The organism is Mesorhizobium sp. GW821-FHT04C10 (assembly GCF_059420305.1).
Map to the genome: position 1 here is coordinate 2,003,579 of NZ_JBWKTL010000001.1, position 12,821 is coordinate 2,016,399.

Annotated in this window: 13 protein-coding genes; 9 read left to right on the top strand and 4 right to left on the bottom strand. The window is 63.1% G+C overall.

The annotated features are described in order from the left end of the window. Nucleotides 1-2 precede the first annotated feature (2 nt). Nucleotides 3-869, bottom strand: coding sequence for a phosphoenolpyruvate hydrolase family protein (locus AC07UC_RS09700; protein WP_140772192.1), 867 nt, complete (start codon nt 867-869; stop codon nt 3-5). An 11-nt stretch (nt 870-880) separates the two neighbouring features. Beyond that, entirely contained in the window at nt 881-2,077 is a 1,197-nt protein-coding gene (locus AC07UC_RS09705; protein WP_494905378.1) for a Tm-1-like ATP-binding domain-containing protein, read from the bottom strand. A gap of 51 nt (nt 2,078-2,128) precedes the next feature. Here AC07UC_RS09705 and AC07UC_RS09710 point away from each other — a divergent pair, with 51 nt between their 5' ends. The 7 genes from AC07UC_RS09710 (at nt 2,129) to AC07UC_RS09740 (ending at nt 8,841) form a co-directional block, all read left to right on the top strand. After that, nucleotides 2,129-2,824 (top strand): TetR/AcrR family transcriptional regulator, encoded by a 696-nt coding sequence (locus AC07UC_RS09710; protein WP_494905380.1) that lies wholly within the window; start codon nt 2,129-2,131, stop codon nt 2,822-2,824. Between the two features lie 359 nt (nt 2,825-3,183). Further along, nucleotides 3,184-4,500 (top strand): ABC transporter substrate-binding protein, encoded by a 1,317-nt coding sequence (locus AC07UC_RS09715; protein WP_140772186.1) that lies wholly within the window; start codon nt 3,184-3,186, stop codon nt 4,498-4,500. 68 nt (nt 4,501-4,568) lie between these two features. Then, entirely contained in the window at nt 4,569-5,474 is a 906-nt protein-coding gene (locus AC07UC_RS09720; protein ID WP_056568286.1) for a carbohydrate ABC transporter permease, read from the top strand. Between the two features lies 1 nt (nt 5,475). Then, the gene (locus AC07UC_RS09725; RefSeq protein WP_056568289.1) at nt 5,476-6,435 is read left to right on the top strand and encodes a carbohydrate ABC transporter permease; all 960 of its coding nucleotides are present in this window, start codon (nt 5,476-5,478) and stop codon (nt 6,433-6,435) included. Further along, nucleotides 6,432-6,656 (top strand): hypothetical protein, encoded by a 225-nt coding sequence (locus tag AC07UC_RS09730; protein WP_140772182.1) that lies wholly within the window; start codon nt 6,432-6,434, stop codon nt 6,654-6,656. Before AC07UC_RS09725 ends, AC07UC_RS09730 begins: the two co-directional genes overlap by 4 nt. Then, nucleotides 6,653-7,756 carry an ABC transporter ATP-binding protein gene (locus AC07UC_RS09735; protein WP_140772180.1) on the top strand — a complete coding sequence of 368 codons (1,104 nt, stop codon included), beginning with the start codon at nt 6,653-6,655 and terminating at the stop codon, nt 7,754-7,756. Before AC07UC_RS09730 ends, AC07UC_RS09735 begins: the two co-directional genes overlap by 4 nt. After that, nucleotides 7,756-8,841: an ABC transporter ATP-binding protein gene (locus AC07UC_RS09740; RefSeq protein ID WP_202325855.1), complete on the top strand. Its 1,086-nt coding sequence runs from the start codon at nt 7,756-7,758 to the stop codon at nt 8,839-8,841. Before AC07UC_RS09735 ends, AC07UC_RS09740 begins: the two co-directional genes overlap by 1 nt. A 48-nt stretch (nt 8,842-8,889) precedes the next feature. Here AC07UC_RS09740 and AC07UC_RS09745 read toward each other — a convergent pair whose 3' ends face one another. Beyond that, nucleotides 8,890-9,876: an AraC family transcriptional regulator gene (locus tag AC07UC_RS09745; protein ID WP_140772176.1), complete on the bottom strand. Its 987-nt coding sequence runs from the start codon at nt 9,874-9,876 to the stop codon at nt 8,890-8,892. 91 nt (nt 9,877-9,967) lie between these two features. Between AC07UC_RS09745 and AC07UC_RS09750 the strand changes: the two genes are divergently transcribed. Further along, entirely contained in the window at nt 9,968-11,182 is a 1,215-nt protein-coding gene (locus AC07UC_RS09750; RefSeq protein ID WP_494905385.1) for an MFS transporter, read from the top strand. A 37-nt stretch (nt 11,183-11,219) separates the two neighbouring features. Here the strand turns inward: AC07UC_RS09750 and AC07UC_RS09755 are convergent, their stop codons facing one another. Then, nucleotides 11,220-11,798 carry a TetR/AcrR family transcriptional regulator gene (locus tag AC07UC_RS09755; protein WP_494905387.1) on the bottom strand — a complete coding sequence of 193 codons (579 nt, stop codon included), beginning with the start codon at nt 11,796-11,798 and terminating at the stop codon, nt 11,220-11,222. A 98-nt stretch (nt 11,799-11,896) separates the two neighbouring features. Here AC07UC_RS09755 and AC07UC_RS09760 point away from each other — a divergent pair, with 98 nt between their 5' ends. After that, complete coding sequence (locus tag AC07UC_RS09760; protein WP_494905389.1) at nt 11,897-12,805, top strand: SDR family oxidoreductase; 909 nt, start codon at nt 11,897-11,899, stop codon at nt 12,803-12,805. Nucleotides 12,806-12,821: the final 16 nt, after the last annotated feature.

Genomic DNA, 12,821 nt, shown 5'->3' on the forward strand with positions numbered 1-12,821 from the left:
TCTCATCCCTTCTTTTTCTTCGTGGTCGCTTTGTCGCCGCCCAGTGTGACAGCCTTGAAATCGGCCGTCTGTCTGGCGATCGCGGCTTCCGCCGGCAGCCGTTCCATCGAACTCGCGCCGTAGAAGCCATGCAGGCCCTTGGCGCGAGACAGAATGTAGCGGGCGTCATCCGGCATCGAGATCGGGCCGCCATGGCAAAGCAGGATGACATCCTTGCGTACCGAGCGTGCCGCCTCGGCGATGGCGTCGATCGCGACCACGCAGTCGTCGAGCGACTTGGCCGAGGTGGCGCCGATCGAGCCGCCCGTCGTCACGCCCATATGGGCAACCACGATGTCGGCGCCGGCCTTGGTCATGGCGCGCGCCTCGTCGGGGTTGAAGACATAGGGCGTGGTCAAGAGGTCAAGCTTGTGCGCCTCGGCGATCATGTCGACCTCGAGCCCGAAGCCCATGCCGGTTTCCTCGAAACTCTGCCGCATGGTGCCGTCGAACAGGCCGATGGTCGGGAAATTCTGCACGCCGGAAAAGCCCATCGTCTTCAGTTCGGCCAGCAGCAGCGGCATGATGACGAAGGGGTCGGTGCCGTTGACGCCGGCCAGCACCGGCGTCTTCTTGACCACCGGCAGCACCTCATAGGCCATTTCCTTGACGATCTCGTTGGCGTTGCCATAGGCGAGCAGGCCGGCGGCGGAGCCACGGCCGGCCATGCGATAGCGGCCGGAATTGTAGATGATGATAAGGTCGATGCCGCCGGCCTCCTCGGCCTTGGCCGACAGGCCGGTGCCGGCCCCGCCGCCGACGATCGGCACGCCCTTGTCGATCATTCCACGGAATTTCTTCAGTATGTCCTTGCGCGGTATTGCGGGCATTTCTTGGAACCTCAGTGTCTGGCTATTTCGAGAAAAGCCGCGACCGCGGCCCTGGCGAATTCGGGGTCGTTGATGTGCAATGGCAAGCGCGTGACGCGACGGTTGGCACTTGGCTTGATCGAGCGCTCGATGGCTTCGAACAGGGCGGCGTCGGCTTCTCGATCGAAGAAGGCGCCACCTTCGATGTCGAGTGCCGAGACGCCTTTTTCAGGAATGAGAAAATGCACCGATCCCTCGCAGAGGGCGAGCCTGGTGCCGATCCACTCGCCGATCGCGCGGCATTCGTCCGCGCTTGTGCGCATCAGCGTGACGTTGGGATTGTGCTCGTAGAACAGCCGGCCGCGATAGCGTTCCGGTATGGTCGACGGCGCCCAGAAGTTGACCATGTCGAGCGCGCCGACCGAACCGATGTAGGGTAGCTTGCCGCGGGCAATCGCGCCGAAGCGATCCTCCGTTGCCGGCAGCACTCCGCCGAATAGGAGATCGCAGACCTCGGTGGTGGTGATGTCCAGGACGCCGGACAGCAGGCCGCTGTCGGCCAGCTTCTCCATGCTGCGGCCGCCGGTGCCGGTGGCGTGGAAGACCATGCAGTCATATCCGGAGCGGAGCTGGTCGGCGATCGCCGTCACGCAAGGCGTGGTGACGCCGAACATGGTGAGCCCGATCGACGGCTTGCCGTCGGGCGCCGGCGCCGGGCTCGCCGCCATGCCCGCTATCGCCTGGGCGGCGTTGTGCAGCACGACGCGGGAAAGCCGATTCAGTCCCGCCATGTCGGTCACCGATGGCATCATGATGATGTCCGAGACGTCGACATAAGGCGCCGTGTCACCGGAGGCCAGCGTCGAGACCATGATTTTCGGCAGGCCGAGCGGCAGCGCGCGCATGCCCGACGTGATGATCGAGGTGCCGCCGCCGCCGCCTATGCCGATCAGGGCGGCGATGTCGTTTCGCGATTGGACGAAGCGGGTGAAGGCGACACCCATGGCGGCAACCGCGGCGCCACGGTCATCGCCGCCGAGCACGGCCGCACTGCCGTCAGGATGATGACCGGCCACCTGCTTCGCGCTGATGTCGACGGGAACGGTTGAAGCGCGTGTTCCGACATCAACGCGAGAAACGGCAGCGCCCGTGGCGGCGATAGCGTCGGCCAGGAAGGCAAGTTCCTCGCCCTTGGTGTCGGCGGTGCCCACGACGTAGATGCGCTTCATGGGCGGTTCCCAGGTCATTGCAAATTTTTGAGACGCGCGTATCATATTGATATGGATATCTCACGTCAACGAGCCACTGCAGGCGACGACACGGAGCGGGGAACCGGCCTGGCCGCCGAGCGTGGACCCCGGGCGCGCACGAAACGGCTGATGCTTGAGACGGCGACACGGCTGATGCAGGCGGGCGTCACGCCGTCGGTGAGCGAGCTGGCGGAAGCGGCGGAGGTTTCCCGCGCCACCGCCTATCGCTATTTCCCCAGTCAGGCGGCACTGGTGCAGGCCGTCGTCGACGAGGGGCTGGGACCAATCCTGACCTGGCAATCGACCTCTGCGGACGCCGAGCGCCGGGTCGCGGATCTGTTCGACACGGCGATGCCGCGCATCGAGGCTTTTGAGGCGACGTTCAAGGCGGCACTGAAACTGTCGCTCGATCAATGGGCGCGACGCCAGGCCGGTACGCTGGGCGGTGAGCCGGCCTTCACCCGCGGTCATCGCGTCGATCTGCTGCAGCAGGCGATTGCCCCGCTCAAGGGCCATTTGCCGCCGCGCGACTTCAAGCGCCTGGCGCAGGCGCTGTCGCTGATCTTCGGTGTCGAGGTGCTGATCGTGCTCAAGGATATCTGGGGTCTGGACAGCCGCAAGACGCGGTCCGTCGCGCAATGGGCGGCAGGCGCCCTGGTGCGCGCGGCGGTGGCGGAATCGATTGGTGAAGGAGGTGGCGACGGTTCAAGCGTGGTCGTGAAGTAGGACCCATCTGGTTCGACCAGATTTGCATGCCGACTATCAATATTGTCCCTGACGCAGGGATCTGTGCAACGCCCCTGTGTATCACTGAGTAGGAAAATCATTGGAAAACAGGCAGATAAAGCCTGAATTCCGTCGGAATGACCAAGCCCGTCTTCCAAGAAAGGGCTTGACGACGATGCAAAATTGGTAATACCAGATTAGAAAAGAAAAGTGGATCAAAAGTGAGGGCTGCGATCCATTTTCCGGCAGGGCGAGGAGGCCCGAAACCGGAAAGGTGCGATCACGGGAGGAACTACCGGAGCCGGCCCCGTTGCCGGCTCGCATGACAGGGTAGAATGCGCACAAGGGAGGAAATCATTATGCGCAAGTTAGTGACCAGCGTGCTTGCTGGTATCGGCTTAACGCTTGCCTGCGGAACGTCAGTCTACGCGCAGGAAAAGTCGCTCACCATCTTCTGGGCGGAATGGGATCCAGCCAATTACCTGCAGGAACTCGGCAACGAATACGAGAAGGAAACCGGCGTCAAGATCACGGTGGAGACCACGCCGTGGGCCGACTTCCAGACGAAGGCCTTCACCGAGTTCAACGCCCATGGCGACGCCTATGACCTGGTCGTCGGCGACTCGCAATGGCTGGGCGCCGGCTCGACCGGTGGCCACTATGTCGACCTGACGGACTTCTTCAAGAAGCACGATCTCGGCAATGTCATGGCACCGGCGACGGTGAAATATTACGCCGAATATCCCGGCAACAGCGGCAAGTACTGGGCCATTCCGCTCGAAGGCGACGCTGTCGGCTGGTCCTACCGCAAGGACTGGTTCGAGGATCCCAAGGAGAAGGAAGCGTTCAAGGCCAAATATGGCTACGACCTCGATGTGCCGAAGGATTTCAAGGCGCTGCGCGACATAGCCGAGTTCTTCTATCGGCCCGACCAGAAGCGCTACGGCATCGCGATCTATACCGACAATTCCTATGATGCGATGGCAATGGGCTTCGAGAACGCGCTGTTCTCCTACGGCGGCGAGCTGGGTGACTATGCGACCTACAAGGTCGATGGCCACATCAATTCCGACAAGGCCGTAGCCGCGCTCGACGCCTACAAGGAACTCTACAAGTTCACGCCTCCCGGCTGGGCCAAATCGTTCTTCGTCGAGGACAACCAGGCGATCACCGAGAACCTGGCGGCGATGAGCATGAACTTCTTCGCCTTCTTCCCCTCGCTGATAAACGAGGCGTCGAACCCGAACGCCAAAAACACCGGCTTCTTCGCCAACCCGCCGGGACCGAATGGCGACCAGTTCGCCGCACTCGGTGGTCAGGGCATCTCCGTCATCTCGTATTCGAAGAAGCAGGACGAGGCGATGAAGTTCCTTGAATGGTTCATCAAGGACGAGACCCAGAAGAAGTGGGCGGCCCTTGGCGGTTATACCTGCAGCGCGGCGGTGCTCAAATCGCCGGAATTCCAGAGCGCAACGCCTTACAACAAGGCCTTCTACGAGACCATGTTCAAGGTGAAGGACTTCTGGGCGGTGCCGGAATACGCCGAACTGCTGCAGCAGCTCAACCAGCGCATCTATCCCTACATGATCGGCGGCGACGGCACCGCCAAGGAAACGCTGGACGCGCTGGCCGCCGACTGGAACGCGACGTTCAAGAAGTACGGCCGCGTTCAGTAACAATCATGCCTCACGGAGGGGGCGTTGGTGCCTCCTCCGTTTCTTTTTCTGCAAATGGGAGAGGGGTCTTGGCGACCACGATGATCACAACGCTGGACAGGTCCTCGCGGGCGGCCACGCGCGGCCTGAGCGACATTTCGATCCGCAACCTCTTCATTGTTCCGACGGTCCTGTTCCTGATCGTCTTCAACATCTTTCCGCTGATCTATTCGCTTGGCTATTCCTTCACCGACTTCCGCGCCTCGACCAACGCGCCGGCGAATTTCGTGGGGCTGCAGAACTATCGCGACCTGCTCAACGATCCCTATGTCTGGTCCAACTTCGCCATCACGGCGAAATATGTCATCATCTCGGTCGCCGGTCAGCTGCTTGTCGGCTTCGGCGTGGCGATGCTGCTCAACCGCGATATCCCGCTCAAGGGCCTTATCACCACGCTGCTGCTGCTGCCGATGATGCTGTCGATGGCTGTTGTCGGCTTGTTCTGGAAGCTTCTCTACGACCCGTCATGGGGCGTCATCAATTATGCGCTCGGGCTCGGCAATTTCGAGTGGCTGGCCGATCCCAAGATGGCGCTCTACGCCGTCGCGCTGACCGACATCTGGATGTGGTCGCCCTTCGTCATGCTGTTGTCGCTGGCGGGTCTCTCGGCGGTGCCGAAACATCTCTACGAGGCCGCCGCGATCGACCGCGCCGGGCCGTTCTATACGTTCTTCCGCATCACACTGCCGCTGGTGGCGCCGATCCTCATGATCGCGGTCATCTTCCGGACCATGGAAGCCTTCAAGACTTTCGACCTCGCCTACATCCTGACCAGCCAGCCGACGGCCGAACTGATCTCGATCCGGCTCTACAAGATGGCGTTCCAGGAATGGCAGACCGGGCGCTCCTGCGCGATGGCCTACATCGTGCTGATCATGGTGCTGGCCATCACCAACATCTACGTCAAATACCTCAACAAGGTGAAGGAGCGCTGAGATGGCCGCCGTCCGCACTTCTTCCGAGATCGGCTTCAACCGCGTCGCCATCGTCGCCGTGCTGGTGGTGACGATCATCTTCCTCGCCCCAATCTACTGGATCGCCTCGACGGCATTCAAGCCGCGCAACCTGGCCACGACCATCCCGCCGACGGTCGTCTTCCAGCCGGAAATCTCGCCTTTCGTGAAGCTGTTCACCAAACGCTCGCAATTGCGCAGCCCGCCGACGCCCGAAGAATACGCGGCGGCGCCATGGTGGGAGCGGGTCGTTTTCGATGGCGGCGAGAAGATCGTGCGCGACGGCAAGGGCCAGGTGCAGTGGTCGGGCTATCCGAGCCGCTTCCTGAATTCGCTGATCATCGCCATCACCTCGACAGTGCTGGCGGTCGGCATGGGCACGTTCACCGCCTACGGCTTCTCGCGCTTCAAGGTGAAGGGAGAGGCGGATCTGCTCTTCTTCATCCTGTCGACACGCATGCTGCCGCCGGTGGTGGTGGCGATCCCGATGTTCCTCATGTACCGCGCGGTCGGCCTCAACGACACCCATATCGGCCTGATCATTCTCTACACCGCCTTCAACCTGTCCTTCTCGGTGTGGCTGATGAAGGGTTTCATGGACGAGATTCCGAAAGAATATGAGGAAGCGGCCCTCGTCGACGGTTACACGCGCATGGAGGCCTTCTTCAAGATCGTGCTGCCGGAGGCCGCTACCGGCATCGCCGCCACCGCGGTGTTCTGCTTCATCACGGCGTGGAACGAGTACGCCTTCGCGCTGATCATGACCAATCGCCGTGCGCAGACAGCGCCGCCCTTCATCCCCAGCCAGGTCGGTTCCGGCCTGCCCGACTGGACGGTGATCGCCGCCGGAACGTTCCTGTTCCTGCTGCCGGTCGCCATCTTCACCTTCCTGCTCCGCAATCATTTGCTGCGCGGCATGTCCTTCGGAGCGATCCGCAAATGAGCTTTCGCGCCATCAATCAGAAATACCTGGAGCCTGGTTCGCAGGTGCTCATGGTGCTCGGCATCGTGGCACTGTGCCAGCCCTGGAACATGCTGCTGCACACATACGGCCTGACCATCATCCTGATCGGGCTGATCGGCTTCAACATCACCTCGAAAATCGCGCCTGAGGAGGAAGCCGGCACCGGCCATGCCGCGCGAAATCCGGGAGCAGAGCATTGACCCAGATAGAGCTTCGCGGCGTGCAGAAATTCTTCGGCGCCGTCCAGGTCATCAAGGACCTCAACCTCAAGATTGCCGACAACGAGTTCATCGTGCTGCTCGGCCAATCGGGCTGCGGCAAGACGACGACGCTGCGCGCGATCGCCGGGCTGGAGACGATCGACGAGGGCGACATCCTCATCGACGGCAAGCCGGTCCAGCATCTGAAGGCCGCCGACCGCGACATCGCCATGGTGTTCCAGTCGTTCTCGCTCTACCCGCATATGAGCGTCTACGAGAACATCGCCTTCCCCTTGCGCGCCACGCGCAAAAGCAAGGCCGAGATCGACAGCGAGGTGCGCTCGGTCGCCAAGACCCTGCAGATATCGGATCTGCTCGGCAAGAAGCCATCGGCACTTTCGGGCGGCGACATGCAGCGCGTCGCCATCGGCCGGGCGCTGGTGCGGCGGCCGAAGGCTATGCTGATGGACGAGCCGATCGGCGCGCTCGATGCCAAGTTGCGCGAGGAGATGCGGGCCGAGATCAAGCGGCTGCACATCAAGCAGGGCTCGACCACGATCTATGTCACGCACGACCAGATCGAGGCGATGAGCCTCGCCGACCGCATCGTCATCATGCATGAAGGCGTGCTGCAGCAGGTGGGCACGCCCGACGAGGTCTATTCGCGCCCGGCCAATCTGTTCGTGGCGCAATTCGTCGGCAGCCCGGTGATGAATGTCGCCGACGCGGCGGTGGCCGAGAAAGCCGCGTCCGCATCGGTGACGGTCGGTGACGCGGCCACCGGCTTCGAGTTTCCGCGCGCTCTGCTGTCGAAGCTCAACGGCCATGCCGGCGGCCAGCTGGCGCTCGGCATCCGTCCGGAAGGCGTGCTCATTCGCCGTGACGCGGCCGACGGCTTCATGGCCGTCGAGACGCAGATCGTCGAACCGCTGGGGTCCTTCGATATCGTCGACCTGAAGGTCGGCTCCAAGATGCTGCGCGCCCGTACCAAGAGCGGCTTCATCTCGGGGCCCGGCGAGAAGGTCTTTGCGCGGATCGATCCGACGCAGGCGCATTTCTTCGACAAGGCAAGCGGCAAGTCGCTGGAAGTGAGATTGTGATGGCCCATATCCAGCTCAAGAATATCTCCAAGAGTTTCGGTAATCACACGGCCCTGACCGGGCTCGATCTCGACATCGCCGATGGCGAGTTCTTCGTGTTGCTCGGCGAGACGGGCGCCGGCAAGACGACGACGCTGCGGCTGATCGCAGGCCTCGAGAAACCGAGCGAGGGGCAGGTCCTCATCGACGGCGTCGACGTTGCCGACTGGGGCGCGGCCGAACGTGACGTGGCGCTGGTGCTGCAGCAATATTCGCTCTATCCGCGCTACACGGTGCGTGAAAACCTCGAATTCCCGCTGAAGCCAAAGATCCGCCGGCTGCCCGATGCCGAGATCAAGGACCGCGTCGACCGCGCTGCCCGCACACTGCGCATCGAGCACCTGCTCGACCGCAAGACCGACCGCCTGTCCGGCGGCGAGATGCAGCGCGTCTCGATCGGCCGCGCCATCGTGCGCAAGCCGCGCGTGTTCCTGATGGACGAGCCGCTGTCGGCGCTCGATGCCAAATTGCGCGAGGCGCTGCGCACGGAACTGAAGAACCTGCAGATACAGCTCGGCGCCACGTTCCTGTTCGTCACCCACGACCAGATCGAGGCGATGTCGATGGGCGACAAGGTTGGCGTGCTCAACCATGGCCGCATCGTCCAGACCGGCACGCCGCACGAGATCTACAACAACCCGCGCGACACCTATGTGGCAAGCTTCGTCGGCTCGCCGCCGATGAACCTCATCGACGGCAAGCTGGTCAACAACCGCGCGGTGATGGCACCGATGAATTTCGAGCTGCCGCTTTCTGGGGGAGCCAAGACGAGTGCGGCGACCGACGGTCGCCCGCTCGTCTTCGGCATCCGTCCCGAAGATGTCTATCTGGAAAGCGGCGCTCCGGTCGAGGCGCGTGTCCATGACGTGGAAAATCATGGCGTCGAGAAGATCCTGACGCTGCGCGTCGGCGACACAACACTGCGCGCAACGGTGCCGGCCAGGACCGATGTCGCGATCGAACAGCCGGTGCGTTTTGCCTGGAACCCGGACAAGGTGGTGCTGTTCGACAAGGGCAGCGGTGTCAGCTTGCGCCACGCCGGGTGACGCGCTGTTTCTGATCAGCCGGGTAGCCTTGCTACGAAGGATACTGGCTCAACTGGCCTGGCGGATTTCGGCCTGTTCCTCGGCGCGAAGGTGGCTGGGCGCCGCGCCGATGACCCGCTTGAAGGCACGGCTGAAGGCGGCGTCCGATTCATAGCCAAGGCGGGCGGCAACGACTGATATTTTCATCCGGTCGCGGACCAGCCACTGACGCGCCTGATGCATCCTGACCTGGGTGACATATCTTGCCGGCGTTTCGCCGACGATGGTGGCGAAACGTTCGGCAAAACCCGAGCGCGAGGCGCCCATCATCCGGGCCAGCGACTCGACCGTCCAGTCATGGTCAGGTTCGAGATGGATGGCGGCCAGCACGCGACCGATGTCGCGGTCCTTGACCGCGGCGATCCAGCCGGAGGAGTCGCCGCAACCACGTTCGACCCAGGAGCGGATGACGGTGGCGGCAAGCACATCGGCCAGCCGTGCCAGGATGCCGCCGGAGCCGACACGCTCCATCGTCACTTCGCGCGCCATGGACTCCAGCAGGTGTGGAATGCCGGGCTCGTAGGCTTCCAGCTCGTGCGTGCGCATCACGTCCGGCATCATGCCGAGCAGGGGGTGCAGGCCGTCGATGTTGAAATACATCGCGGCGCAGAAAAGCAGCGTTCCGGGCTGACAATTCTTGTCGCACATCTCCGCGTTTGACGTGCAATAGACATCCTTGCAGACTTCCTCGAGCTCGTAGCCATGGATCGGCCAGGCCTGCGCCCCGGGTTCGCTGGCCAGCACATGCGCCTCGCCTCGTGGAAGCAGCACCGCGTCGCCAGCATTGAGCTGCACCCATTCGCCGGATGGCTGCTTGAGCCAGCAGCCCTTGCGGCCGATGAAATGAAACCGCGCTCCGGGCTGAGCCGGGAACTGGATACCCCAAGGCTCCTTCATTTCGCAGCGGCCATACTCGACACCGTCGAGACGCAGGCCCCGCAATATGTCCGTCAGCGGGTCGCCGGTAATCGGGATTTTGGACGAACGGTCATGCATGATGGGGTTTCTAGCATGGAAACTCCAACCCGTCACTCCCTATGTTGCATCGCAGCCAAATGTTGCGCCGCAAACAAATCGGAGACTGACCATGGCCGAACCCGCGACAGGCGTCATCGACGCCGCACTTCTGAACCCCACAGAAACCGATGAGCGAGCCGAGCCGGCATGGGGTGCCGTGGTTTCGCTGGCGCTTGGCGTTTTCGGCCTCGTCACCGCCGAATTCCTGCCCGCCAGCCTGCTGACGCCGATGGCGCGCGATCTCGGTGTCAGCGAAGGCGTGGCCGGGCAAGCGGTGACGGCAACCGCCATAGTCGGCGCCATCGCAGCGCCCACCATGGCCATCATCACAAGGCGCATGGACCGCAGGTTCGTGATGTGGATGCTTACGGCATTCCTCATCCTGTCCAACCTCCTGGCCACCTTTGCCTCATCGCTGTCCATGCTTCTGCTTGCCCGCGTCGTGCTCGGCGTTGCGCTCGGCGGCTTCTGGGCGATGTCGGCGGCCATGGCGTTGCGGCTGGTGCCGATGCGGCTGATGCCGCGCGCCATGTCGATCATCCTGACCGGGGTCTCGCTGGCCACCGTCACCGCCGCTCCGGTCGGCGCCTATGTCGGCGACATCTGGGGATGGCGCACGGCGTTCATGATTGCCACCATCGTCGGCGCCTTGGCGCTGCTGGTGCAATTGGCCACCATTCCGAAGCTGCCACCGGTGGGTGTCGCAAGCTTCCGCACCTTGCTCGATGTGCTGGAGCGGCCGTCGATCCGGGTGGCGCTGCTGGTCGTGCTGCTGGTCGCGTCCGGGCATTTTGCCGGCTTCACCTATGTGCGCCCCTTCCTCGAAAAGGTGCCGGTGCTCGACATCGAGACGATCTCGCTGGTGCTGCTGGCCTATGGCGTAGGCGGTTTCTTCGGCAATATCGCCGGCGGCATCCTGGCGGAGCGTAACCTCAAGGCGGCCGTTGCCCTGGCGCCCTTGCTGATTGCGCTGGCCGCCGCCTCGATGCTGATCTTTGGCGCTTCGCCGACGATTGCCGCCACCGCCGTCGCCGCCTGGGGTTTTGCCTTCGGCGCGGTGCCGGTCGGGCTGCAGAGCTGGCTGGTGCGGGCAGCGCCGGACCAGGCCGAAAGTGCCGGCGGCTTGATGGTGGCGACCTTCCAGGTGGCGATCGCGCTGGGCGCCGTCTTCGGCGGCTTGCTGGTCGACCATACCGGCGTGGCCAGCGCCTTCGCCTATTGCGGCATCGCAACGCTGCTGGCGGCGATCGTCGTGTTCCTGCGCGGCCCGAAGCAGGCCGAATAGTCTCCCATCCCTGACCTGCCCAGCGGCCCGAGAACCATCATGGTTCTCGGGCCGCTGCCGTTGTGATGGCAGCAACGAAGCGGTTGAGGCTGTCCTCGATATAGGTGGCGACTTCAACTGCCGGATCGAAGCTCCACCAAAGGAGGGAGCCTTGCCAGTGCGACGCCATCAGCAGGCCGATGTCCCGCGGAGGTGTGGGCGTTGCCGCGAAACAAGCCGCCAGTGCATTGCAAAGGGCTGTCTTCCAGGCCGCACCGCGCGTCCTGAGCACGGGGTCTCGCAAATCCTCGCGCAAGACGAGCAGGCCTTCGGCATAGGCTTCGATGCCGCCATAGCCTTGCGACAACGCCACCAGCAATTCAATGGCGCCGGCCGGAGTCTTGGGCACGCTGGCGGCCAGCATCCTGGTCCTGTCGTCGAGGCCGTCCCAGGCATGCAGCAAGGTGCGCTGCTTCAACCGCGCCTTATTGCCAAAGCGCTGCACCAGTGTTGCACCGGAGAGGCCGCAGGCCTTTGCCAGGCGCTCGAAGGTAAGCGCCTCCGGGCCATGCTCGTGCATCAGCCGCAATGCGCTCTCCAGTACCTGCTCGTCGGATTGGGTCTTGGGACGGGTCATCTTGACATTCCATTATAACCGAACGATCATTTATATATGATGGACGTGGCGCAAGCCATCCTTATTTGATCGATGCATGCCGTTCTTGGGAGAGTTCAATGACGTTGCAAGGAAAAGTTGCCCTGGTTGCCGGTGGCACACGAGGTGCCGGGCGCGGCATAGCGGTCGAGCTCGGCGCTGCCGGCGCCACTGTCTATGTCACCGGGCGGAGCACGCGCGCGCAGCAATCGGAGTATGCGCGGCCCGAAACAATCGAGGAGACGGCGGAAATGGTCACGGCGACCGGCGGCAGGGGCATCGCCGTGCAGGTCGACCATCTCGTGTCCGACGATGTGCGCAGGCTGGTCGAGCGCATCCGCACCGAACAGGGCCGTCTCGATATCCTGGTCAACGACATCTGGGGCGGTGAAAAGCTCTTCGAATGGGACAAGCCAGTCTGGGACCACAATCTGGAGAACGGTTTGCGCATGCTGCGTCTGGCCATAGACACGCATCTGATCACCGCCCACCATGCGCTGCCCCTCATGATCGAGCAGCCGGGCGGGCTGCTGGTCGAAGTCACGGACGGCACCGCCGAATACAATGCCGATCACTACCGCCTGTCGCCTTTCTACGATCTCGCCAAGGTTGCGGTGAACCGCATGGCCTGGGCCCATGCCAAGGACCTTGCGAAACACGGAGCCACCTCAGTCTCGTTGACGCCCGGCTGGCTGCGATCGGAGATGATGCTGGAGGCTTTTGGAGTACGCGAGGAAAATTGGCGTGATGCGACGGCAAAGGTGCCGCATTTCATCATTTCGGAGACGCCGCGCTTCGTTGGGCGCGCCGTTGCCGCGTTGGCTGCGGATCCTGATCGCTCACGCTGGAACGGGCAGTCGCTGTCCAGCGGCGGGCTGGCGCAGGTCTACGGCTTTACCGATCTCGACGGTTCGCGGCCCGATGCCTGGCGCTATGTGCCGGAGGTCCAGGACGCCGGCAAGCCAGCCGACGCAACGGGTTACCGGTGATGCGGTCTGGGGTCGC